Origin of the sequence: Psychrobacter fjordensis (assembly GCF_904845995.1) — a bacterium.
GTDB lineage: Bacteria > Pseudomonadota > Gammaproteobacteria > Pseudomonadales > Moraxellaceae > Psychrobacter > Psychrobacter fjordensis.
The window spans coordinates 322,495-347,960 of record NZ_CAJGYP010000002.1 but is presented as its reverse complement, the minus strand read 5'-3'; the positions used below and the strand labels follow the sequence as shown (position 1 = coordinate 347,960).

Here is a 25,466-nt window from a genome sequence, read left to right as displayed (position 1 = left end):
GATGACAATTTAGTGATCCACAGAGTTTAAGCAGTTTTTTATTGACAGTCTTACTCAATAAATCGACTGAATCAGTTCTTGAGTGAGCTCTACGTTTGGTTTCAACATATCATCAGCAAGACTACGCTTACTTGATAGTAGCTTATCCAGTTTAATCTCAAACGTCTCAAAATCAGTTGCTGCAATAGATGGATAGTACACATAAACCTCTTTATCTTGCCCAATTCGGTAGGCTCTATCAGTTGCTTGATCTTCCTTAGCTGGGTTCCAACTACGTGTATAGTGGATCACATGATTCGCTTTTTGGATATTCACACCAAAGCCAACTGCAACCGTGGATAAGATAATCACATTAAAACCATTCACTTCTTGGAACTGATCAATAATGCCCTGCCGGGTTAAGCCTTTTCTGCTGTTAGTATTTGAATCTCCGTTCACTGTAGTAACGCTTAATCCATATCGCTCAAGGAGAAGGCGTTTTAAAAATAATTGAATATCTCTAAACTCAGTGAAAATAATCACCTTCTCATGTTTTTGTTTTATGGTCTCTAAAGTGTCTATTAACCATTTGGCTTTAGGCGAATCACTGATACTCGCTTGTTGTTGAAACTTTAGAGGATGAGCACAAATCATTCGCATGTCATGTAGCGCTTTTAACATAACGCCTTTGTGGCCTTGCTCAGATAAATTTTTATAATCATTTGATACTTGTTTATAGAGTGTGCGCTGCAGCGTTGATATTTCAATATTTTTACAATCATTAACTTCGTGTTTTTCTGGTAACTCAGCGACATCATGCTTCATACGCCTTAACACTTGAGGCTCAATCAATTGACGAAGCTCATCTATTATCGCGCTATCTTCATCATCTTTCTTTTCAATAGGACGACGATACTCTTTATTAAACTCACTAAGCGAACCCAGTAGATTTTCTTGTATAAAATCAAATAAACACCATAGGTCAACCAGTGAGTTTTCTACAGGCGTACCTGTACAAGCAATCTTAAAATCTGCTTTTTGGGCTTTAGCGGCTTTCGTCACCATGGCAGTAGGCACTTTTATTTTTTGTGCTTCATCACATATCATGACACTCCAATCCACCCTTCCTAAAGAGAACTCAAGGTCTCGCATGGTCTCATAAGTAGTCAGTACGATATCTGCACCATCTAACCAACCTTCTTCAAGCAAATTCGTTATTCCGTAATCATTTCTTAATTGAGAGGATATTAAGTGCTTCGGTATTTTTCGCTGCTTTAAGTCATCGCCATATAAACTTAAGACTTTGCCAAATTTTGCGCTAAAAAACCTTTTTATTTCAGATTCCCAGTTTTCGAGTAAAGAAACTGGCGCTACGACTAATGCAGGTTTTTTAAATTCTGCAGTTTCTAAATACTCACCAATAAAACAAAGTAACTGCAATGTTTTCCCTAATCCCATATCATCTGCTAGCAAGCAACCGCTGACTTGGATTGGTGCATACTGATATAGATTTTGTAGCCAGGCGATACCGTATTCTTGATGCTCTTTTAGACTAAATTCTTGATTTCTAAAACTTGATGGTAATCTGGCCGGAGGTCGATTACTTTCATCAAAAGTCAGAATTTCAGCTCGCTTCTTAGTAAAGTCAGCCTCATCGATATTATTGGCAATCAATAAGGTAGATTTTTTCTTTTTTTCATCAATATCTGCCTGTTCTTGCTCTACATCTTTTTCAGCTGGACTATCATCTTTTGACTCACGAAGTTCATCAAGTAAGTTTTTTGCATCTTCTAAGGCAATAGATACATTGCTGTCTGGGTGTAGAACAAAGTCCTCCCCTTCTGCCTCTGCATGCTGGATACGTTGCTCAAGCAGCTCAGTACTGGCATCAGTATTTTCGGAAGTAAACTGAGATAAGTTGGCTGACTCATCAATAAGGTTCTGTGGTAACCATTCGGATTCTCCACTATCTTTTTGGATAGCTTCAGAACTCAGTTTTTCAGCTTCACCAATACCAATCACTCGATCGCTGTAATTGCTTAAATCTAGTACAGTCCTAGCTTGTAATTCGTCATCATACTGTTGAATTTTTTCTAGATCGCTTTTTAGCGCTTCTATTTGGTTATCTAAGTAGTTGGTTCTATCTATGCTGTAACCTGCCCATAGGAACACAGGTGATGATCGCCCATAGGTCGTAATAAAATGCTGAGCTTGCTCTAGATTTGAAAGTTCCAAAAGAATAGGATCTTGCTCTCGACTCGAGTTTTCATGCAATGTTAATTGAGCCAAACTAAAATGTGATAATTCATCATAAGTTTTATCTATTAGCAAACGATAGCTATAGATTTCTGCTTCTTCTTTGGATTGCTCAAAACCCTCTGAAGAGATAACCTCGACGGCATCTTCTCCTAACTGAGCAAAAGGATTATGCAAAAAGGTCTGTGCACGCTCGCCTGCTATCCGACGATTTGGCATCTTCTTAATTTCATTAAGCACACTTTTAACTTGTGGATCGATGATAACGTGTGCAAGGCCACCTTCTGGTAAACTGATTGTATATTCGTTTTGAACGTCATTATATTTATCAAAAGTTTGTAACCAATTTGAGGGCGAGTCTTTAAAGTCAGGCTGTACCTCTACCACTGACTCAGTACTCACTAAGTTTTTACGAAGATTGAGTTGCAGCTCCTCTGGGGCAAGTACGATGGTTTTACGCAGAAACTCATCTAAGTTCGCTTCACTTTTATTCGCTAAACTGCGTATTTGTGCCCAATACTTTTGGTTTAATGATTTGTTTTTATCCGTGACACGAGAGAATTCTTTGATTTTCTCTAATAGCTTCCAAGTCGCCTCACTCAACAGATGCTCTTTACCGGCAAGACTAATGATTGCCCCTGTACGCTTGACTGAGCCTTTGAACTTAATCTTGTTGTTATCACACCAGCCATCCAAAATAATTTGAAAACCCGAATCACTTATACCATTTTCACTACGAATAATCGGGTATAAATCATTTGATAACGGCAGGTTGAGCAGATCAATAACGCCATCATGCTCAGAGTCTTGTTGGATCTGAAAAAGCTCTTCCCATGGTAAGATATAGTTATCATCCGACTGATAGGCAACCTCCTCATCAGTCAAACTCTCCCAATAGAAATCTGCATCCGTTTTAGCCACAGCTGTATAACAGTGCTTTAAGCCAATATCATCGTATTGCAGCTGTAAAGACACGATACTTGCTACTGCATCTTCTGCAGCAGCAGGCTCAACGGATTTTTTTCTTTTCCAGAACGCTAGTTTCATATCAGCTCTTTAATAACGTTTTTTGTATTTTGGACTACTGGATTGGCTGGCAAAGACGCCCAGCTCAGCGAGTTTTTCATCAAATTTTGCTTCCCAGTTTCCTGAATGACTCAAAGTCGTTGCTCGACCAGAATCACTTTTAAATATTGAATGTTGTTTGCTCTTTAATTCATGAACCGTTATGTTTTTCTTACTAAGATTAAAAGGTAAATCACTATATCCATAGCAAGCATTCCCAGTATCTGAAAAATCAACAATATGGACGTTATCAATTTTTAGTAAAAAAGCATTATTACTAGGAGTAGAACCCGTAATATTTTTTAATCTGCCGCGGTTTAGCTCTCTGAACTTTCTATGCTCAGCATGTCTAGATTGCACAGCGGCTGATCCTAAAAATATCTGAGAAAACGAGATTTTATCAATAAACTTAATCCAGTAATCAAAGCGATCAACATCAGCAGTTTGGCTGAATAATTTGAAGAAAGCTTCTAAGTCGGCTCGGACAAACCACTGAATCACCATTTTTTTAGTGTCTGAACTGACATTTCGCCAGCCTGCTGATGAATCGTATTGCGGATTATCCCATTGCGTCAAACAGACGTGCTTTAAAGCTTCGTGTACGACTGCGCGTTTTGAGGTAGAGGCATAACGTTCAAGTAAAGCTGTTAAAATAGCGGTGGTATAGATTGGATTTCTTTCTAATAGCAGTAAAAAACGTGGAATCACTTTAAAGTAATCCTCTTCTTTCATGGTCTTAACAGACTTGATAGATGTGTTAATCAAACTGTCCCAAAACCAGCTGTTTGGTGCAATACTCAAGCTTTCTAACTGATTACTAACTCTGCTGTCATCGCTATTCTGTAAAAAATCACGAATGAATCGTTTTGAAGGATCTAGTGAAAGCACTTCAAGATGATCAGTTAACGTGGTAAGCCATTTTTTAGGCTTAAGCGTGGCTTGAAATAATGTAGAGCGATTGCTATTTAAGATATTTCTGAGCTGAATCCAGTTATTGGGTCGTTTATTTATCTCGTCTTGTTCTACTGCAAAATAGCCGTACAGCAGCGGGAAATAAACAGGCTTTAGTGACTCAGGATCCATTTTGCTAAAGTGCTCAATAAGCTGGCCACCTATAAAGGTGAAAAGGATTTTATCCTCATAATTTAAAAGCTTTTTACTGAGTGACCAAGCTAGGTTCTTCCAATCACGTTTTGTCAAATAGTCTTTGCCATGCTCTTCTAACTTTAAAATTGAGTTGGCAATCTTTTCTTCGATAGGCTGCGTATTTTCCATATCATCAAACTTACGTTCAATGAGCGCTAATGTCTTCATTAATTTGGTCGGTTTGGCAAATTTATTATGTACTTGGTCGGCTTCAGAAAAACTATCGATACTCCGATTCAGCCTCTGCTTTAATGTAGCGATACTCATCACATTCACCTTGCCAACTGACAGGTTTCAATAGGAGCAGACACAAAAATCGGCTGCGCCTCAGCACTGTCTTTTTCTTTTAAACCATAAAACTGCATCCGTAGCTCTACACGGCGCGAGGCTTCTTTACTGTCTTTTGCAGCATTAAATGACACACCGCCCGCTAGAAACAGCTGTTTTATTTGATTTTTTTGCGTGTCAGTTAAATCCAAATCTTGATTAAATGTGGGATCCAATAAACTACACATCACCCACTCCGAACGACGCAAGCTTAAATTTAGGTTATATAAATACGATCCATCTGTATCTGTAAAACCTTCAATCACGATCTGCTTAAACCATTTTTTACCATTCTCACTATTAGCAGCTTCTAAGACAACGGGCACCAAAGCACTTAGCGCTTTTATGCCCTCTGCATTCAATCGGTAGTCGTTGTACCCAAACCGACCCGCTTCACCAAAATTTATACGGTTTTCTTTGCAGTCTACGGTGATCAACTGACTCTTTAAAGCAGGGTCGTCTTTAATACTAGTACAGATATCTAAGACCTCTGAACTGCGTTCTTTTTCTGCTTGCGTGGCTTCATTAATTTTTTTAGTGACAACCATTAAAGATACTGCCATCACTACCAAAAACAATGTCATTAGCGCTGTCATCAAATCAGCAAATGAAATCCAAAAAGGTTTTTCACCCTCATCTTTTGAACGATGCTTCTTAGCGTACCTATTACCAATCATTAGCGATACACTCCCGAATTAGCGTCTGGTTTTTTGCGTAAGGTCTTCAAGGTTTTCTACCACATCACCTAAACCTTCAACACCAGTTGCCAAACGTTTGACAGCTTGGTCAAGTGTATTATCAAAAGACACTAGCGAATGATTTAGACTGCTTTCAACAGAGGTGCCAAAACTATCGAAGCTCTTCACCAAAACATCACTTACCTCTGATAGATACTCTTGCATTTCCATCTTCACTTTGTCTAAAGCTGTGGTCATATTCTGCATGTCATTAAGCATTTTACTACTCATGCCAGCTTCAGACTTTGACTGCTGAATAAGATTCTCTAGTGTTTCAATGGCAATATTAACGCTGTTTCGAGAGTTCTTATAATCTCGTATCAACTCGATAAGATTGCTGCTAGCACTAGTCATGTTGGTTGAAGTGGTATTAACCTCTGCAATAAGTTCTGAGGTTTTACCAGTCACTGTGATTAGTGAGCTACCAGCCGTCGTAAACTGCTCAGAGGCTAAGCGCATCTTTTCTGCGCCAGTATTCATACCAGTAATACTATCGGTGGTCACTTGAGAGAGTTTTTGGATGTTTTCTTTATGACTCTGAACGGCATTTTGACTATGAACAATCAACTCTTTAATTTCACTGCCTAAGTTATCAATCAATACGGATGACTGCTCATGCAATTTTTGTTGATTATCTAATATTTGGCGATCCTGATCGATACGTTGCTCTGCCACATTTGATAGCAAACCTGACATTGAAGTACCTAAACCTGACACCATTTCTGACACTTTACTATTTAGCTGCTCAACAGCATGCAGCCCTTGATCGCCAATCTTGGCCGAACCTGCATATAGATTTTCTACCATTTCAGTCATTTGGGTAGACATCTCATTTTGCTTTTGATGAATATCATCCATCATTTTTGCCATTTGGGTCTCTAACGTTTTGGTCGAAACTTCACTGTTAGTTTGCATGTCTGTCATTAATTGAGAAAATCCTGACTGCATCTCACGCATAGCCGTGACAGATTGAGTCATCATTTCGCTCATACCTGTCATTTGACCACCAAACGTCGTTTCTAGCTTACTCATAAACGCGGCTAGTACATCAGTCATAAGGTCTTGTACGGCCGATCCTTGGTCACCGCTGACCTGCTGCACGCTTGATGCGATTTTATCTAAAGGATCTTGAAGGCTATCCTTAATCGAATCGCCAATCTGGGTTGCCATCGACTGGCTTGTTTGAGCATAAGAGTCAGTTAACTGAGAGGCGAAGGCCGTCTGATTTCTTTTATTTTCTTCAACTAAGTTAGTCATCATGGCTTTTAAGTCATTAACTAAGCTGTCTTTAAGCTGCCTGGCATTGACCTCATTGGCTTGGGATGACTTAAGTAGCTTGGCTAGATATTCCTCACCACTTTCATCAGCAGTAAAGGCATTATCAATAGCGGTATTCAAGCGTTGTAATTGTGCGTAGCACTGTCTAAGCCATGATTTTTCACGCCAAGTAATAACCATGGCAGTTGCGATAGCTAAGCCAGAGGCCATAAACGCTTCTGCGACACCTGTTAGCAATAACGCTAAACTGTCTTGAACCTTGTCAGGATTGCCAGCAGGATCAAAAGCTAACAAGCCAATTAGCAGACCAAGAAATGTCACGATAATACCGACACCAGTAATAATGCCTGGTAGATGCTTATAAAAATCTACTTTCAACGGTATATCAACAACAATGGATTCCGTGAAAAATACCTCACTTGGCACCGTTGCCCGTGAATAAGCTACTTTGGCTTCGCCATCCACTGTTTCATAAGTATCATGGAAGGTTTTTTTATAGCTTATCCAAGCTTGCTGCAAAGAAGGGTTGCCATCAAACTTTACGTCTAATGAATCTTTATCAAGATTAGCGTTGTCATTAAGCTCGTCTAGTTCATCAGCTAGTTGTGATATTTTACGGTTTAGTTTTTTAGCAGGACTTAAATAATTTAGGGAAAACCGAAAACTGATGTAAACAATAAAGATGAAAATTATTGCAGGGAAAACATAATAGCCTTGCGAAAATTGCGCTACTTTTAACCAATCCATCAATATCACCTATCCCATCAAATAAAAGATTGAAAGTTTTATTATTCAACTTATCAAGTCTAAATATTACTAAATTAATGTCAGCTTAAATTCATGAGGAATAGGTACGTCAACAAATATGTCTGTCGGCATCAAATACCCTTAATTACAAGCTGTAACTTAAAAGATAGAATAGTAACATAAATCAATTATTGTTTATAAAATTTAATCAGACTGAAGGTGACAAACAAATGGTTGGGAAGTTGTTGACAGAATATATTCGTAAAAATATATAGCTTACGGTTAGATTGGAAGGAGCAAGTTAAAAGCCTATTTAAGCAAATTTGGAGAGTTCATATTTGCTCATGCTTATAAAATTGAGTCACTAAACCTTAGGACTGGCAATTTTATCAATCAGATTTTAGATGCACAGATGAGGTTTTCGGTTTGATTTAGAATTGAAACGCTCATCTAAATGAGAATGTTGAACTGTAATGGCAGATTCATAGGATGGCTAACAATTTATTATGCCACTACAAACTCTGTTAATGATGGGTTAAAAACTGTCAGTATATTGGGGTACCGTCATTATCTTAGGCCTCTCAGGCTCTAGCATGAGATGTTCCTTCTCTGCTGTTTCTCTTGCGTCTGTTGGTGGCATTCCACTAGCTCGGTAATCATCGTTTGCTTGCCACATTCTTTCCTGACATACAAATGCCATGTCGTCCAACACTTGCAAATTTCTAAGTCGTTTTGTCATCTGTGGGCTGTCTCGTTTCCAAGTGGCTAATATTTGATGATGCATTTCCCTATTATGTATTACGTCTTCATTCTCATATTTTTTCCGCTCTTTTTTTATACTAGCTACCATCTGTAGGCTCAATCCTTGCCCTGTTGCTGATATATAACTTCTATCACTATGCCCTAATAGTAATTGCTCATATAACTTTCTACTACTGTATACGTCTGTCATGTCTTGAGTATCAAGACCTGGGTAATCTCGTATACCCTCCCAAAATGAAAGCAAGTAGGGCGTTATATTAGCGCCCAAATCATCAATCATGGCTGCGGCATAGTCACCAAAGTCACGAACACCACTCTCAAAATACGTGCCGGCATGAGTTATACCATCAAGCAATAGCTCTTGGTCGAACTGAGAGTTTGGTTGGGTAATTTCGGGCTTTGCGCGATCGTACTCCACTGACCTGTTTTGATATGGATCGACTATATTTTCCTCGTGCTCAGTATGATTCATTTCTAGGTCAGGATATAAAAATTGAGTCAACTCATATATTTCGTTCTCTGCATCCTTACCTTTTTGATCAGGATTTGGGTAGAGAGCTGCAGTAAGAATTAATCGAGGAAGCTGAACATACTCAGCAAATACTCTTTCAAGCTCTTTTCTAAGAAAATCAAACCAAAATGTCATAATTTCTTCGGGCGTATGCGGGTCTGGTATCTTATAAGTAAAAAAATCCGCATTAAGACAATACTCCATACGGAACGCGGCTGCCATACGATCATGCAACCACTGTAAAGTTCTATGATCAAAACATATGAGCTCATCACGTAAGTCGCTCAGTTCAGTGCGAACAGAAACTACCCTTTCAGCTTTACGATGCTTAGCGCTAGCAAAATTAACGATGATATGTAATGCTTCTCCATAGCAACCATGCTGTATCAATCCAATACGGGTAGAGTCACCGTGAAAATAACTACCAACTATCATTGCTAAGCCTCATTAACAAAATTCTAGTCTTAATATTGCAATTGATAAGATCAGAATCATCTTATTCAGAGCAACTAAACCTTTAAATATCCTAAGATAGCGCTATAATTGCACATTAGCCTACTTTTTCATATTAGTAATATCATCTATAGAGACAACCATGGCATTTAACCAAACTCAGTTTTTTGAAGATTTAGAAAAATTAACCACTAAAGTTATTGATAAGAATAAGAAAGAAGACTTTATCTTTGATTTCCTAACGCTGCTAGATGTCTCAAAGTCTACTATCACATCACTCAAAAAAAATGATGGTCGTTTCAACGTCGCCGCCAATCCTGAGGCTGGCGAGGTTGCCAATAAGCATCGTATTTACTTCAAGCCTATCGATGCAGGCCAAGACCTTGCTAAAGCCCTAAGTGAAGTGGCAAGCAGCCCAATCATCAATCAGCACAAAATCCGTATGGTAATGGTGACAGACTTCAACACCGTACTGATCAATGATACTAAGTATGATGAGACGCTCGATTGCGACTTTGCTGATCTTTATAAAAACTATCACTTCCTATTGCCACTTGCCGGCCTAGAGCGTGCTCGCGAATACTCAGAGCATCCGGCTGATGTGCAAGCGTCAGAGAAAATGGGTCGTTTATTTGACCACATCCGCAAGCTCAATGAGTTTAATACTGCTGATGACTTACATGCTCTCAATATATTTTTGACGAGACTACTGTTCTGCTTTTATGCAGAAGACACGGGCATTTTTAAAGCAGATCAGTTCTACGACGTTATTGATAGAACCACCAATATAGATGGCAGTGACGTCGATAGCGTCTTATATGAGCTATTTGAAGTTCTAGACTTACCTAAGTCTAGCGCAGAGCGTCATACAAAGCCTACTCACCTAAGTGCATTTCCTTATGTGAACGGTAGCTTATTCGAATATCAGTTTGCCATTCCGGAATTTGATGCGCGTACCCGTCGTATCTTGCTAGAGTGCGCACGTTTGAGCTGGGCCGAGATTAACCCCGATATTTTCGGTTCCATGTTTCAAGCCGTGATCGACCCTGAGCAGCGTGGCAGCTTAGGACAGCATTACACCAGTGTTAGCAATATCATGAAGGTCATACAGCCGCTATTCTTAGACGAGCTACGTGCAGAGCTAGACACTGTGATAGCACTGAGTCATGACAATCGCCATAAGAATAATAAGGCCGAGCGTTTAGATACCCTGCTTACCCGTATTAGTCAAATCAAAGTATTTGACCCAGCGTGCGGATCAGGCAACTTTTTGATCATTGCTTATAAAGAATTGCGTAAGCTAGAAATTGATGTATTAAAAGCACAACGCGATCTAGTCGTGCGTGGGAAGGAAAATTTACTGGGTTTAGGCTTCGATAGTGTGGTCAGATTAGACAATTTATACGGTATTGAGTACGACGACTTTGCCAGTCAAATAGCGCGTTTGTCACTTTGGCTCGCTGAACATCAAATGAATGTGTTATTCGAGCAAGAGTTCGGTGCATCTCAGCCTATGTTGCCCCTCAAAGACAGTGGGCATATTGTTTATGGTAATAGCTTACGTATCGATTGGAATGAGGTCTGTCCAAATAATGGCAGTGATGAGATTTATATTATTGGAAATCCACCATTTGGAGGTACTGGTAGTCGTAATGATGAGCAATCCAAAGATATGGACTTGGCATTTAAAGGACTTAAAAAATTTAAATCGCTAGATTATGTGGCTTCATGGTTCTGGAAAGGCTCACAATATATTGCTAACTCAAGTGCACAGCTCGCATTAGTATCAACCAACTCGATTGCTCAGGGCGAGCAAGTCGCGATGTTATTTCCATATATATTTGATTTGGGCGTTCAAATTAACTTTGCTTATCAAACATTTCCATGGCGAAATAACGCCAAGCATAATGCAGCTGTACACGTAGTGATTATCAGCTTATCAGCAAAACCCAGTAGCAAAAAATTAATATTTAAACTAATTGATAAAGCTTGGCATAGTGAAACTGTTACTAATATAAGCCCATACTTAATTGAAGGGTCAAATGTCGCTGTTCAAGGCAAACGAACACCCATCCATGATGGATCGAAAATGGTTTACGGTAATAAGCCAGTTGATGGAGGAAATTTAATATTAAGTTCTGAAGAAAAAGACGAATTAATCAGTAAAGAACCAGCATCTGAAAAATGGATAAAAAAGCTACTTGGCTCTGCTGAGTTTTTAAATGCTAAAGAACGTTATTGCCTCTGGTTAGTTAATATATCAGACGAAGAACTAGATAATTTACCGTTGGTAAAAAGCAGAGTGAATAAAACCGAGGAAATGCGCCTAGCAAGTAGAGACGAAGGGGCAAATAAACTGGCTGAAAGACCTCATGAATTTAGGGATACAAGAAATCCTAAAAACTATATTCTTGTTCCTAGAGTATCCTCAGAACGCCGACGTTATATTCCAGTTGGCTTTCTTGATAAATCCACAATATCCTCTGATGGAAATCAAATAATTCCTGATGGCAATATTTTTGATTTTGGCATGCTCACTTCGTTAGCACATAACGATTGGATGCGCTTAGTTGCCGGTCGTCTAAAAAGCGATTATAGGTACTCAGGCACCATAGTCTATAACACCTTTCCTTTCCCGAATGCCATTGACGAGCAGAAAAATAATATTGAAAACCTCGCGGAAGAAATTCTACTTGCCCGCGCCAGCAATGCTGGCATGACTTTAGCAGAACTATACGATCCCGATAAGATGCCTGAGGATTTAAAGCAAGCACATAGCCACCTCGATGATGCGGTGGATAAGCTGTACCGTCCGCAAGGATTTGCTAATACCGAAGAGCGCTTGGCGCATTTGCTGGCACGTTATGAGCAGCTTATCGAAGCGGAAAAGCAGAGTAAAGATAAAAAGAGAGCTAAGTAGCTTGTAGCTAGCCACAGAACTTAAAAAAACACTTCTCTTGTCTATAGTAGAGTAAACCATGTCTCAGCCCGTTAATATTTTAAACCAGACTTACGCCTGTACTGGTCAAAGCAAGACACATAATTCGATGGGCATGCGTGAAATGCAGGCACGTGCGTTCGAGAGGCGTAATAGCCAGTATTTGCTTATCAAGTCGCCGCCTGCCTCTGGTAAATCACGCGCCATGATGTTTTTGGCATTAGACAAACTAATGAACCAAGGGGTAAAGAAAGTCATTATTGCCGTACCAGAGATGAGTATTGGCAAGTCTTTTAAGTCAACAGCGCTCAGTGACTATGGTTTCTTTGCAGATTGGGAAGTGGCAGACCGCTATAACTTATGCTTAAATATTGCTCAAAGTGACACTAGCAAGAGCGCTATATTCTCAGAGTTTATCACTTCAGACGTAGACGACAATTCCCTGCCCCAAGTCTTGGTTTGTACTCATCACAGTTTTAGATATGGCTTTGATAAGATAATTGAGAATGGCGGTAACATTGAGCTATTTAACGATATTCTTATTGGTATTGATGAATTCCATCACGTATCAGCAGGTGAATCAAACCGCTTGGGTGCCATACTAGATGGCATTATGACGCAGACCAGCGCACATATTGTGGCAATGACGGGCTCATATTTCCGTGGTGACTCAGTGCCCATCTTGTCAGACAACGACGAAGAGAAGTTCGATAAGGTAACTTACACCTATTACGAACAGCTGAATGGTTATGAACACTTAAAGTCATTAGGGCTCGGCTATCACTTTTATAAAAAATCATTCTTCAATGCCTTAGATGAATGCTTGGATACCAGTAAAAAAACTATCATCCACATTCCTAACGTCAACAGTCTCACTGCTGAGACAGACAAATATGAGACCGTTGGCCGTATCATAGATGTCATTGGTGAAGTTGAGTCTCGTGATGATATTACTGGTGTTATGACAATACGCACACATGACGGTAAGCAACTTCTACTCGCAGACCTAGTGACTGATGACGCTATGCGAGCTAATACTCAGGCTTATTTAGCTGATATTACCTCTCGCGATCAGATGGATATCATTATTGCTCTTGGCATGGCAAAAGAAGGCTTTGACTGGGAGTATTGTGAGCATGTATTGACCATTGGCTATCGAGGCTCTCTGACTGAGGTGGTGCAGATTATTGGCCGTTCAACACGCGATAGTGATGGTAAACATCATGCTCAATTTACCAATCTAATTGCTGAGCCAGAAGCTGATAAGTCTGAAGTGACAAGCTCTGTTAACGACTTATTAAAAGCCATTACTTTATCGCTACTAATGGAGCAAGTGCTCAAACCTAACATTAACTTTAAACGCCGTAGTGAGCTGGATATATTAGGCACGTTAGACTTGCCGGCAGGTACCATTATCATTGACGATACAGTAAACCCTCCCTCTGATCGAGTCATGAAGATACTTAACCAAGACCGTGATGAGATATTGGCGCAGTTAGCCCAAAATACAGAGAACATCAAAAAGTACATCGCTGCTGAAACCAATAATGTAGAAACCGAAGCCGTATCGGATACCGTCATCCCAAGTATTATCTGTAGTAAGTACCCAGCGCTGGATAGCAATGAAGTACGGCAAGTGCAAGAAGGTGTCATGCAGTATATGGCCATCAACCGTCAAGGCGGTGTGGTTGAAGGTAAGGATATTCCTGATGATGCAGTCATCGAAAATGAACGATTTTTCGTTAAGCAAGGTCATGAGTATCTAGACATTAATACACTGAGTACAGAGCGCAAAAACCAGCTCAATGAAAGTGACATTATAAAAGAGCGCCACCTGCCAGCTGATGCAAAAATTTATAATCCCAAAACCCAATCAAGCAGTAGCAACGACTCTAACCCTAGCAACGGCTTTGTGAAAGTTGGCAGTAAGTTCGTCAATGTGAACAATCTTCCTATCGACCTTGTGAAATCGGTCAACCCATTTCATGATGCTTATGAAGTCCTCTCTAGAACCGTCGACAAAGAAGTACTACAAACAATCAATGACGTCGTGCATGCCAGCCGTTCGACCGTCACTGAGGCGGAAGCCGTACTGATGTGGCCAAAGATAGTTGCTTTTATCAAGAGTAAAGGTCGTCAGCCGAATAGAAACTCAGAAGACGCTATCGAGCGGCGCATGACTGAAGTTATCTCCTATGTCAGAAACCAAAAAGCCAAGCGAGAAGCCAATAGTCATGATTAAACTTGATGAGATCTATCAAAGTCGTGAGTACAAAACGCTAGAAGATATCTTTTCTAACGACAGTACGGGGCTATTAGATGATATAAAGCCTATTACTAGAAGCTCGGGAAATAATAGCGTTTTAGCGCAGCAGTTTGACACTATTAACCATTTTATCGATCAACATGGACGCATACCGAGTAGCAGTGCCAATGACATTAATGAAAAAATAAGTGCTCGCCTCTTAGCTACCATACAAACCAACCACGCAAACTCGCAAGAACTGCTAGCTTTAGATAAACATGGTTTACTAGCTGTTCAAAGTACTGCGCCTACCCTATCTGATAAACCTAGAGTCTTAGATAAAAGCATAAATCATAAAGAAGATAGTACTGCTGAAAAAGAAACCCCTACTAAAGAAGATGAGCTGGTAATCGAAACGATTAGCGAACTACCTGTGATCAATAGTCTAGATGATATTTTCAACAGTGATGACCTAGGTATTTTTGATAACATCCACTCTGAAATCTTAGTCAATGACCATCAGAGCAATACACGTGCCAGCTACGATCAATATAATGACGAAGATATAGCCAGCCGGTTCGAATGTAAGGACTTTTATAAGTTTGAAGCGACGTTTGAACGCATATCTAAAGCTATTCAAACGGGTGCTTTTACTAAAACTAACTTTTCATCAGTGAAAGCAATCAACATCGGCAGTGTCTTTGTTTTAAATGGCATGCTTTGCTATGTGGCTAATATTTATAAAGCAGAGGCTAGAAAGAATGCTCGTAGCCAAGAGAGACTACGCTTAATATTCTCTAATGGTACAGAGTCGAATATGCTCACTTATTCATTGGCTACCGCTCAGTATAAATATGAAAACAGCTATCAACTGTTAATTACTGATCCCGACTGGATGGACGATGAACTGGCCAAAAACTTTGGCGATGATCGGCAACTTACTGGAGTCATTTATGTTGCCAAGTTGACTGAAACCCCAAACACTTTAGCGCACTATAAACACCTTCATAAAGTTGGCTTCTCAACCCTTACAGGTGAGGCGCGAACCAAGCACTCAGTTAGGGATACCGCATTCCTGCAACAGTCCGTAGATATCATTGCTGAGTGGCAGGTTTATGATGCTAATGCCCGAAGCGTGGAAGGTGTATTGCATGCTTTCTTCTACGACCAAAGAGTCAAAATATCCTTAAAAGCAGCAAACGATAACCTCTACAAGGCGACAGAGTGGTTCAATGTTCCTCTTGCTGAAATAGAAAAGGCCATTAACTTGGTTATCGCCGGGGACATTAAAAACTATCGAATGGACGGTGTGGCTGGCAAGGTGGTTCTGAAGTAATGAGCCCTTGCAGCATTAACGTATATCTATATGTTTAAAAATTATCAGATGTGATTACCTACAACATTACGGGCCTATAAATAGTATTTATAGACATACTGATTATCAACCACAATATGAAAACACTATGGTGATAATTCATCTAAGCCTGTTTATATAAAGCTAGCACTACAACTTACTAATCATAAGATTTGTCAGGTGGCTTTGTGAAAATCGGGGTTTGTCATCAGAGTGTTTAAAGATAAGCAAGTTATCAAGGATATAATTAAATGATTGAGCTTAAGCCAATAGCGATTAAAGATATTTCAGAGCACAAATTTTTCATTCGATATTATCAGCGTGGCTATCGCTGGACAGAACAACAAGTTTGCCAGTTATTAGATGATATTGATAATTTTACACCAAGAGAAATCAAGGATACGACACCAGTTGAAAAAACTTTTTACTGCCTGCAACCTATTGTCTTGAAAAATCTATCGTCTAATGCAATACCAGATAGAGTACTTGAAGGTAGCTGGTATGAGGTTATCGATGGACAGCAACGACTTACTACTATTTATCTGATATTAAAATATATTAATGAGTTTTGGACAGGCAAGCAAAAGAAGCCGATGTTCAGCATTGATTACGAAACTCGTGAAAATTGTGTTCAATTTTTATCAAATCTAAAATTTAATGAAGATGATTTAACAGTTGCTATCGATAAAACCAATATCGATTACTATCATATCTCTAAAGCTTATCAAACTATCAGAGACTGGGAATTGTCCTATAGAGAAAAATATAAAGAATCTTTTTCTTCAGAAAAATTTTTAGATAACTTTTTAAACTATTCAAAAATAATTTGGTATGAGGTTGAGCAAGAAGAAAGTAGCATTAAACTATTTGAAAGACTAAACCTTGGTAAAATCCCTTTAACCAATGCTGAGCTTACCAAGGCACTATTTTTATCAACAGATAGTTTTAGTGAGTTAGCGACTGAAACACAAAGAATTAAGCACTACGAAATCGCCTCGCTATGGGACGATATAGAACACAAGCTGAATGAGCAGGATAGGAAGTTTTGGTCATTTATAACGAATAAGAAGCGAGAAGACTTCGATACTAAAATCGACCTGATTTTAGATCTAATTGCAGGAAAATCAGCGAGCGATCTTGACACCTTGCACACATTCCTTTGGTTTTTAAATGAGAGCAAGACTCCTATCACGGATAGCTCAAGCTTATCAATAGCTTGGGAACGAATTGATAATTTTTATCACACGCTTATTGAGTGGAATAATGATAGAGAGCTTTATCACCTTATAGGCTATCTTGTCTCAAGTAGGCGCATAAAAGGCTACGACACACCTTCGCTAAACCAGTTGGTTAAGTATGCAATGAGTCATACCAAAGATGAATTTACAGCTCACATAAATAAGCACATTCAAGACTCAATTAGTTTTGGTTTTACAGAAGATAACGTCACAGATCTTAGTTACGATAAAAACAAGGCTGTACTTTTCAACTTGTTACTCTTATTTAATGTGGAGGTTTATCGTACGTCAAAAACCATAGACGACTTTTATCCGTTTAAACAGCATAAGTCTAACCAATGGAGCTTAGAACACATTCATGCCCAAAGCTCCGAAGGGTTAGATCAAACTAAAAAAGAGCAATGGATTCAATGGTTAGAACTACATTTACCTGTACTAAATGACTTAAAAAACCAACCTGAATTCGAGGTCGATCCTGCTATTAATAAAATAATATCGGAATCTCAAGATTATATTAGCAATAATATTACTTTGAGTTGGGAGCGATTTAATACCTTATTTGAAAAAGTAAATAAATTACTTTCTTCTAAAAACGATCCAAACAACACACAAATGCATGGCCTAGGGAATATGGCATTACTTAGTCAACCTGATAACTCAGTGCTAAATAACTCGGCGTTTGAGGTTAAGCGACGCCAAATTATTAAATTGGATAAAGAAGGCAGTTTTATTCCTATTTGTACCAAAAGAGTATTCCAAGGTTATTATTCTGATGCTGGTTCTTTAGAGCCTAAGTACATTTGGAGTCCGCAAGATCAAGAAACCTATCTTAAAGAGATGCTAAATACCTTGTCTAACTACATTCCATATGACCTTGATAACTCTAATAACATCGCTCTACTATTTGAATTAGATAGCACCACTCTCCTGTCAGAGGACGACCTATGAGTATTACAGAAACGAAATTTATTGATCTGCTTGAACAATACAAGGTCATTATTCCACCTATTCAACGAGACTATGCACAAGGTAGGAATAATGAAGACGTTAGAAGGATTCGTCATAGATTTTTAAATAACATATCTGACGTATTAGCTGAAGATTATAACGATGCGCCTTTGAAGCTTGATTTTATTTATGGCTATTTAGTTAAAGATGAAGGCGAAGAGAATAAAAGAGACAGTATACCGATATTCAAGCCGCTGGATGGGCAACAACGCTTAACCACATTGTTTTTGTTACATTGGTATACGGCAGTAACTGAATACAAAATAACCGATGAAAATCAATCTTTATTAGCCAATTTCTCCTACGCTACTCGTGATAAATGTAGAAAATTTTGTGAAAAACTTATTCACTTTATACCAAACCAAGAAATAGATAGTAAACCAATAAAATTGCAAATTGAAAATCAACCCTGGTTTTTTATTTCTTGGCAAAGTGACCCTACTATTGCCTCTATGCTGGTTATGCTTGATGCAATTGAAACTGTTTTCAATACTAATAGTTTAAAAAATGTTTGGGAAAAATTAATAGGCGATAGCCCAAGAATCGTTTTTTATTTGCTTGAGATGAAAGGTTTAGGACTGCCAGAGGATTTGTATATAAAAATGAACTCTCGTGGTAAATCCTTGACCAACTTTGAACATTTTAAATCTCAATTTTCTGGAATAATCCCAGATAGTATGGTACCTATTTTTAATCAAAAAATTGATAATCAATGGTCAGATCTGTTCTGGGATATTCATAAGGCCAACGAGAGTACTAATATCGATATTGCTGTTGAGGTCGATCAATCTTTCTTAAATTTTTATCAGTACATTACAGACTTGCTGATTACAACCAAGAACATAACAATCGAAAATGATTATTGGCTAGAAGTTGCCAACACTGTATATCGCAATAATGAGGGAAATGTTAAGTGCTTATTTGACGCATTAGATACCTTTGTAAACCAGCAAAAAAATAATCCGCATTACTTCTTTGAATACTTATATGTAAGTAAAACTGACTTTTCAGTTAGTAAGGTAAGGTTATTTTTTAACAGTGCTGAAACAAATTTATTCTACAAATGTGCCCAGGTGTATAACACTGAACAAAGAAATGCTTTCTCTATTGGTGAGCAACTAATGCTATACGCTATGATGCGCCATTTGCAAGAAGATATTGTTGGATTTTCAAATAAAATAAGAAAGATACGCAATTTAATTATCGCTTCTGATGACAATATCAGAAAAGAGTACTTAAAGGTTTTATATAAAGATATAGATAACATTCTTAACGACAAAAATCTTGAGGATGACTCTCAATTTTCAAAACAGCAACTTTCAGAGGAGTCAATTAAGTCGAATATAATTAGTAATAATCAAACTTTAAAGTCTCCTATTTATAAGCTTGAAGACCATAATTTACTTAGAGGCTCAGTATCAATAATGAGGCTTACAGAAGATAATGATATCACTATCTATGCAACTATGTTTGATACTATATTTTCAAAAGATACGGACGAAAGCTATAGGATGATTAGCCGTGCCATGATGTCAATAGACGATTATTCTCAAGACTATAGTTACGGTAAACGGCGCATTGGTAATAACAATGCTTCGATATGGCGAGAACTATTTACAAAGAGCGATAGGCGCAAAGGCTTTGATAATACCCGAGAAATTTTACAACAATACCTAAAAATATTTTTAGATAACCCTGATACTAGTAATCAATCTATTATTAATAACTATTCGCAAGAGTCTTACCCTTGGAACTACTACTTTGCAAAATACAGTAGCTTTAGCAACTTTAAGTCTGGGTACTATTTTTGGGGTCAATATAAACTCAAACCATATGAATGCTTTATGATGAACCGAAAGCAATTCAATGGTCACCATTGGAATCCTTTCCTTTTAGAACTACGTAATCAGCATAAAGACTATTGCAGTATCGATGACTACGGTAACGACCTTCAATTTGCGTATAAAAACTACATTTTGAATATCAGAATGTACAATAATAATTTCGAGTTTTACGCTCCTGAAGAGGACTCAGTTAGTAATATTGCAATATCAAGAATCATTGAACATGGAATACTAGATAAAAATGCAAGCATTGTAGTTCCACAAGATACTGAAGGCTATGATCTAAAGGATCGTATAAGACTATGCTCAAATACTTTACTAGACATAGAAAGATTTTTGATGGATCTTTAAATGCAGATCAAATTAACTATAATTCTGCTTTCTCTAAATCCTAGTCTGACGTAATTGATATTAATAGACTGGACTAGGTTGAGACTTTAATATCTAACCCACTACCCCTCAGCATATATTGCTCTTAACCGAAAAGAGTTAGGCTCATCACTAATACTGGTACAGTAGTACGTATTTAATTTATCAGCTATAACGTTCTTTTCAAGAAATGCCACTATATAAGAAATAGTATCTAGTGAGGGGCTTTCGCTACTCTCTATACCTAACAATAGCCCTTTGACATTAAGGTTTTTAGGGAACTGACCAACCAACTCATTGGCTGCTTTTTTTGCCATATCTATGTCAAATCCATCTGTTATATGAGCTTGAATAAATTTATATGATTTTTCTCTTTCGAATAATTTTTTGATATCGTTAACATCTATACCTATTAAGCCACGTGGACTGATATTCAATAACTTAACTACTTGATTTACATCTTCAGGCTGACACCTAACAATGCCCTCTATAATATCTAAGCGATCAAAATCCATATCATTTATTTGCAATCCCACTAAAAACCAAGCCTCTGACTTCTCTTTTAGCTCTAGCAACGCCTGCTCATCCCAATCTTCGCTGATAATAAAACAACCAATAACAGCCTTAGTGTAACGATCCACAATTCGTTGGTAGAGGAATGCATTAGGTGTGTCATCTATATACGATTCATCCATATGGTATTTCATCGCTATACTCACTGATAATTAATGTTTTTTGGTATGGTTAGAGGTATCAAATTTTAGTGCTATTTAAATCTCACTCGGTTTCATTCACTTATATTTCTGGTCATTGATTTGCCTTAGCATATTGATAGTATTTATATCGTAACTGCCGGCGTAGAACTGGTATAAAAGCTGCTCAAAAATACACTTGTTACCAGTGGCAAAAGCAAATAACGTTAGTGAAGATTGCAGCTTCAAGTTATCAGGTGAACCAAAGATATCTAAAGCACTTTTATCAGGATGCAGTAATAGTAATTCAGCGCACTCTATTAACCGTGCTCCAAGTACCTCATGCTGTAAATACGCTTTTGCTTGCTCTAGACTTTCTATTGCAAAGCGTCGAGACATTTTGCTATGCCCTAACCCTTTCACCTGTGGAAAAATAAACCACATCCAATGCGTACGCTTATGCCCTGCGGTTAACTCTTTAATAACCGATGGATAAATCGTATCTTGAGCTTGGATAAAATCGTCAAACAATTTTTTATTCATAGTGCCACTCCTATGTATTTAATTCTTATAAAGCGCCAATGCACTATACAATCGATCCAAGATAACGTTTTTTAACTCTATAGGCTCAACGACCACGGCCAGCTGAGACATACTTACTAGCCAATCTTGCAAACGAAGTGTATTAGTAACCTTAGCGCTAACTTGGTTCCAAGTATCATCGATAATAGTAATCTTCTGATCTGTCGATAATGGACGCTCATAAAGATGCTGACAGGCATATTTCTGTACTTTTAAAACCAAGTTGATTTCAATATTTTTACCAAACTCTAGCTTGCCTAGCTTCTGTAAGCTATCTAATGTAAAAACATCACGCTCTACCCAGTCAGGTATTGGCTTATTTATGACTACTGCCTTTGTAATACGGTTGACTGCAAAGTTGCGATGCTCCTCTAGCAGTACGTCATCATCAACATGATCATTTACTGGATTGAAGCCTGTGAGATAGATCATATTGTCAATAAAGATAAGTCCTTTAGGATAAATGACACGCTGTGTTGACTGATCATCCCACTTCTTTTGATAGCGGATTTGTAATTGACAACCTTGTAGCAAAGCCTGATGAATGCTGACGAGCACCTCATTATCAAGCGTTGGTGCTTTTACAATACTGGGTAGAGATCAGGTGCTGTTGCCATTGTCCAAGCTGACTTTGGTGAAAGCTATCTTTATCTTGGCGACGCAGTTGAGTGATCTTATCTGTAATTCCTTGTTTAAAAGATACCGGTAAGTAGTTTGCGGTATATTTATCAAGCATCTCCCAAAAGAACACCGTTTGCTCATTGATGATATCGATACTAAAGCTGGGTTCAATATAAAACCGTGCTGTCTTGCCACTGATATTCTGGCCCCATGCTGGCGCCCGGATTAAGGCACTACTATAGAATATATCGTTAAAGATTTGATTTAAGCCAATCAAATCGTTCTCTAAGTTTTTGCGCTCATTTGTATAATTATCAGGATCATCACCGTAGTTTTGCATAAGCTCTGTCAATGACACAGCATCCTCTTCACTCCGAGGAAGGCTTTGATATAAAGCAAATAGACGTGCTGACTTTGTATAGCTAGCGATAGCGTGAGTTGGCATAATCGTCCCTTTTTATGAGCTTATTATTACTTGTTGGCGATCAATTAAACCGAACCACAATAGCCGTCCCATTACCATAGGCATTGCCTTCAGAATCATAGACTTGACCTTTAAGCGTGTTTAACCATGCCTACAAGTCAGTTTCGGCTTTTATCAGCTGCCATTACTTACTAGCTACAAGATCATGAATACCATCAGTACAAACCTCTAGGCAGTCTCTTGACTGAACGTTAATAGTCTGAATACTACTAGGCGGCTCATTACTAATAATCTGCTCTTCAGTAGTTAGTGCAAAGCACTCGGTTATGCTATACAAAATACCCGCCATACCTTCACGGTTATAGTCAGCGAACTTCGCTTGGCGGCCTTGTTCTTTTTCTTGTTTATCTATGAGCTCATTTAATAAGTTATGATCTCGCGTTAAGCAACACCATTGGTTCGCGCTTTTGGGTGAGCAGTAAACTCGACTATCCCCTACATGTGTAATTCTGATGCTAATTGTTGTTTCTGATTACTCGCATTACCCTGGAAGGTAATAGTGCAAGTTTGTACTGAGTAGCTTAAAGGTTTTAAATAGTATTCATCTAAAGAAGCAGTCATAGTAATCAATCTTCTCCATCATAGAGCTCATTATAGTTAACTACCTATAAAATTATATTCTAGGTTGAGAAGTATTTTAATTTTGATGATATTAATAATTTAGAAATTCAACTTTATATGCTTTCATAGATAGACGACACTCGATGTCGTAAGCTGTGTGCTATACCCTTTCTTTTGCTTCTAATTTGCATTATAGTTATTAGGTCAAGAAGAAAATATTTCATATCTTGATTTAGAGATCACCCTCGAAGCGCAATGCTTCATCTTCTAGCTCTAAGATTGATCTGCACTAACCACTACTGTACTAATTATTAACATCAATAAGCCAATACTAAATTATAGCCTATACAAAAATATTGGTGACTAACCTGCTGTTAATAAGAATCAGGCTTAATCAATCGATGACCAATTACTTAAGAAATAAACCCATTCAATTTACCTCTATAACGTTGCTTGAACAGCTACGAAAAAACACGGCTGCCTTAAATTTAGAAATAAAAATAGAAACGCTACTGATTAAATTAAATTAATGAAAGGGATGATAATATGACAAACACAAACTCTAAATTTAAGCAAAAGCGTATAGACAATATGCGATGGTCAGGCGTATCTAGTCTCTCTAACTTACCGTCACTGCCTAATGATGGCAAATCACCGGCACTTAAAATTCCACTGTTTTATCTCAATAGAGTTTCGGTTAACAATTACGAAGACGATATCTACTTTATTAATAATACCGATGAGACGCTGCACTTTGTCGCGCCATTTAGGTTACATCGACACTTAGATGATGCTCGTGCCAAGCTTAGTGATATTAGCGATAAAAATATAAAGAGCATGAGATTTTATAGCGATGATATTGACAGACTATATACCAGCGTTTTACCCAAACAAGCAGTACGTATTGACCGTACACATATTATTTATGACAGTGATGATCTAATACAATACTTTATTCATGTTCCCTTCAAAGGGCTTAATACACATCATGGCATTTGGCGCTTTAACATGGTTGAAAAAGGTGGCGTTAATAAACCTTACCCTCTACTTTGGAATGATTTTAGTAAGCCAACTCACATGGTTAGTTGTAACTGTTTGTTTGAGGATAGTGATATACCTATAGAGCCAACTGTTTACGAGGAGCGCTCTACTCTATTAGATAGTTTGATCGAATCCTTAGGTACATCCAATGCGCTATTTATACTGGCGATTAATGATGTTCTATATCGTTATCGTATAGGCTGGAGCGCGCCTTATAGCGAGTCTGATATACAAGCAAAAGAGATTGCTTTTAAGGTGCAAGAGTCAAATCCGAATGACGCGGAAGCAGTAAAAGAGATTATCCAAGCAGTTTACGATTTCTGGTTTAATGAAGGCTTTGTGAAGAACATTTCATTGCAGGCTTGCGCAGAGATATTTGCACTCTATCAAACGTTCATGACTCATAAGAAAAACATCTAAACTAAAACTTAGATTATAAAAAGAATAATACTTAAAAAGGAGAACCATATGATGTTTCCAATTGAGAACAACGACACATTTTTACTATTTTTTCACGGTTTAGATTCAAGTAATCAGACTAGTAAATATACCTGTATTAAGCGTGAGCCTAAGCACTGTCAGACCGTTAATTATCGGGATGACTTTAAAGGTATTTTTAAGATTTATGAAACGCTGATTCAAGAAAAGATGAAGCAGTACTCTAAAGTGGTATTAGCAGGGCATTCACTTGGCGCATGGTTTGCCAATCATTTCGCGCATAAGTACAACTTACGAGCGCTATTGGTTGCGCCTTGTATCTATCCAAGTGATGTCTTAGCAGATCGTATCCCTGAAGTAGCTAATATGAAACTGTCTTTTCCTACCTCTAATACTAATACGGTACGAGTCATGGTTGAGGTCGATGATGAATGTTTGAATGTGGCCGTCGCAAGACGAACGCTGGTAGATTTGCCCGAGAGCTGGCAGGTGGAGTACTTTGAGCATGGCCATCATCGTATTGCCCGTAGCTCAGATATTTGGTATCACCTAGTTCATCTGTGTGAAGACCCTATCGTGTGGATGGATGAGGCGACGTATCATGGTGAAGATTAACTGAAAGTTAAGTAATGCTAATCGTTTTTATATGCTTATATAATTAGAAATTATTATTAGCGCTTATAAAAACTATCGTGGGTTTAATGGTTTCGTACACACTACAAGCCTTGCAACTTCCAGCACGATATAAAACCACTCTGGTAAAGCGCATGAGCCTGTATTCCGACAAGGT

Annotated in this window: 16 protein-coding genes; 7 read left to right on the top strand and 9 right to left on the bottom strand. The window is 38.2% G+C overall.

Translation table 11 applies throughout. The annotated features are described in order from the left end of the window. Positions 1-54 precede the first annotated feature (54 nt). From JMW61_RS10005 to JMW61_RS09985, 5 genes are all read right to left on the bottom strand, one after another. Complete coding sequence (locus JMW61_RS10005) at positions 55-3,282, bottom strand: DEAD/DEAH box helicase (RefSeq protein WP_201550944.1); 3,228 nt, start codon at positions 3,280-3,282, stop codon at positions 55-57. A gap of 9 nt (positions 3,283-3,291) precedes the next feature. After that, positions 3,292-4,713, bottom strand: a complete 1,422-nt coding sequence (locus JMW61_RS10000; protein ID WP_201550942.1) for an EH signature domain-containing protein — start codon at positions 4,711-4,713, stop codon at positions 3,292-3,294. Positions 4,714-4,718: 5 nt separating this feature from the next. Continuing rightward, positions 4,719-5,450 (bottom strand): type I Zorya anti-phage system protein ZorB1, encoded by a 732-nt coding sequence (gene zorB1 / locus JMW61_RS09995; protein ID WP_201550940.1) that lies wholly within the window; start codon positions 5,448-5,450, stop codon positions 4,719-4,721. An 18-nt stretch (positions 5,451-5,468) separates the two neighbouring features. Next, the gene (zorA, locus tag JMW61_RS09990) at positions 5,469-7,535 is read right to left on the bottom strand and encodes an anti-phage ZorAB system protein ZorA (RefSeq protein WP_201550938.1); all 2,067 of its coding nucleotides are present in this window, start codon (positions 7,533-7,535) and stop codon (positions 5,469-5,471) included. A gap of 535 nt (positions 7,536-8,070) precedes the next feature. Continuing rightward, entirely contained in the window at positions 8,071-9,243 is a 1,173-nt protein-coding gene (locus JMW61_RS09985; RefSeq protein WP_201550936.1) for a hypothetical protein, read from the bottom strand. A gap of 160 nt (positions 9,244-9,403) precedes the next feature. Here JMW61_RS09985 and JMW61_RS09980 point away from each other — a divergent pair, with 160 nt between their 5' ends. The 5 genes from JMW61_RS09980 to JMW61_RS09960 all read left to right on the top strand — a co-directional run bounded on the left by JMW61_RS09980 (position 9,404) and on the right by JMW61_RS09960 (position 20,239). Then, positions 9,404-12,181 carry a class I SAM-dependent DNA methyltransferase gene (locus tag JMW61_RS09980; RefSeq protein WP_201550934.1) on the top strand — a complete coding sequence of 926 codons (2,778 nt, stop codon included), beginning with the start codon at positions 9,404-9,406 and terminating at the stop codon, positions 12,179-12,181. Between the two features lie 58 nt (positions 12,182-12,239). Next, positions 12,240-14,441, top strand: coding sequence for a DEAD/DEAH box helicase (locus JMW61_RS09975; RefSeq protein WP_201550932.1), 2,202 nt, complete (start codon positions 12,240-12,242; stop codon positions 14,439-14,441). Beyond that, entirely contained in the window at positions 14,395-15,780 is a 1,386-nt protein-coding gene (locus JMW61_RS09970; RefSeq protein ID WP_201550929.1) for a GIY-YIG nuclease family protein, read from the top strand. Before JMW61_RS09975 ends, JMW61_RS09970 begins: the two co-directional genes overlap by 47 nt. 269 nt (positions 15,781-16,049) lie before the next feature. After that, positions 16,050-17,984 (top strand): DUF262 domain-containing protein, encoded by a 1,935-nt coding sequence (locus tag JMW61_RS09965; RefSeq protein WP_201550927.1) that lies wholly within the window; start codon positions 16,050-16,052, stop codon positions 17,982-17,984. Further along, on the top strand, positions 17,981-20,239 hold the full coding sequence (locus JMW61_RS09960) for a DUF262 domain-containing protein (protein WP_201550925.1): 2,259 nt from the start codon (positions 17,981-17,983) through the stop codon (positions 20,237-20,239). Before JMW61_RS09965 ends, JMW61_RS09960 begins: the two co-directional genes overlap by 4 nt. 101 nt (positions 20,240-20,340) lie before the next feature. On the opposite strand, the gene JMW61_RS09955 is transcribed toward JMW61_RS09960, so the two are convergent. From JMW61_RS09955 to JMW61_RS14245, 4 genes are all read right to left on the bottom strand, one after another. After that, a complete protein-coding gene (locus JMW61_RS09955) occupies positions 20,341-20,952 on the bottom strand; it encodes a hypothetical protein (protein WP_201550923.1) in 612 nt (203 codons plus the stop codon). 96 nt (positions 20,953-21,048) lie between these two features. Then, complete coding sequence (locus JMW61_RS09950) at positions 21,049-21,492, bottom strand: DUF1810 domain-containing protein (RefSeq protein WP_201550921.1); 444 nt, start codon at positions 21,490-21,492, stop codon at positions 21,049-21,051. An 18-nt stretch (positions 21,493-21,510) separates the two neighbouring features. Next, entirely contained in the window at positions 21,511-22,089 is a 579-nt protein-coding gene (locus tag JMW61_RS14250; RefSeq protein WP_227687439.1) for a helix-turn-helix transcriptional regulator, read from the bottom strand. 7 nt (positions 22,090-22,096) lie between these two features. Next, positions 22,097-22,597 (bottom strand): hypothetical protein, encoded by a 501-nt coding sequence (locus JMW61_RS14245; RefSeq protein WP_227687438.1) that lies wholly within the window; start codon positions 22,595-22,597, stop codon positions 22,097-22,099. Positions 22,598-23,743: 1,146 nt separating this feature from the next. On the opposite strand from JMW61_RS14245, the gene JMW61_RS09940 reads away from it, so the two are divergent. Next, entirely contained in the window at positions 23,744-24,658 is a 915-nt protein-coding gene (locus JMW61_RS09940; RefSeq protein WP_201550919.1) for a hypothetical protein, read from the top strand. Between the two features lie 48 nt (positions 24,659-24,706). Next, on the top strand, positions 24,707-25,291 hold the full coding sequence (locus JMW61_RS09935; protein ID WP_201550917.1) for an alpha/beta hydrolase: 585 nt from the start codon (positions 24,707-24,709) through the stop codon (positions 25,289-25,291). Positions 25,292-25,466 lie beyond the last annotated feature (175 nt).

What these genes read in the sequence shown, in the direction of transcription:
- JMW61_RS09965 (WP_201550927.1), top strand. Translation starts at nt 16,050, where the DNA reads ATGATTGAGCTTAAGCCAATAGCGATTAAAGATATTTCAGAGCACAAA.
- JMW61_RS09940 (WP_201550919.1), top strand. Translation starts at nt 23,744, where the DNA reads ATGACAAACACAAACTCTAAATTTAAGCAAAAGCGTATAGACAATATG.
- JMW61_RS09985 (WP_201550936.1), bottom strand. Translation starts at nt 9,243, where the DNA reads ATGATAGTTGGTAGTTATTTTCACGGTGACTCTACCCGTATTGGATTG.
- JMW61_RS10005 (WP_201550944.1), bottom strand. Translation starts at nt 3,282, where the DNA reads ATGAAACTAGCGTTCTGGAAAAGAAAAAAATCCGTTGAGCCTGCTGCT.
- JMW61_RS09970 (WP_201550929.1), top strand. Translation starts at nt 14,395, where the DNA reads ATGTCAGAAACCAAAAAGCCAAGCGAGAAGCCAATAGTCATGATTAAA.
- JMW61_RS09935 (WP_201550917.1), top strand. Translation starts at nt 24,707, where the DNA reads ATGATGTTTCCAATTGAGAACAACGACACATTTTTACTATTTTTTCAC.
- JMW61_RS09950 (WP_201550921.1), bottom strand. Translation starts at nt 21,492, where the DNA reads ATGAATAAAAAATTGTTTGACGATTTTATCCAAGCTCAAGATACGATT.
- JMW61_RS09960 (WP_201550925.1), top strand. Translation starts at nt 17,981, where the DNA reads ATGAGTATTACAGAAACGAAATTTATTGATCTGCTTGAACAATACAAG.
- JMW61_RS09975 (WP_201550932.1), top strand. Translation starts at nt 12,240, where the DNA reads ATGTCTCAGCCCGTTAATATTTTAAACCAGACTTACGCCTGTACTGGT.
- JMW61_RS10000 (WP_201550942.1), bottom strand. Translation starts at nt 4,713, where the DNA reads ATGAGTATCGCTACATTAAAGCAGAGGCTGAATCGGAGTATCGATAGT.
- JMW61_RS09955 (WP_201550923.1), bottom strand. Translation starts at nt 20,952, where the DNA reads ATGGATGAATCGTATATAGATGACACACCTAATGCATTCCTCTACCAA.
- zorA (WP_201550938.1), bottom strand. Translation starts at nt 7,535, where the DNA reads ATGGATTGGTTAAAAGTAGCGCAATTTTCGCAAGGCTATTATGTTTTC.
- JMW61_RS14245 (WP_227687438.1), bottom strand. Translation starts at nt 22,597, where the DNA reads ATGCCAACTCACGCTATCGCTAGCTATACAAAGTCAGCACGTCTATTT.
- JMW61_RS09980 (WP_201550934.1), top strand. Translation starts at nt 9,404, where the DNA reads ATGGCATTTAACCAAACTCAGTTTTTTGAAGATTTAGAAAAATTAACC.
- zorB1 (WP_201550940.1), bottom strand. Translation starts at nt 5,450, where the DNA reads ATGATTGGTAATAGGTACGCTAAGAAGCATCGTTCAAAAGATGAGGGT.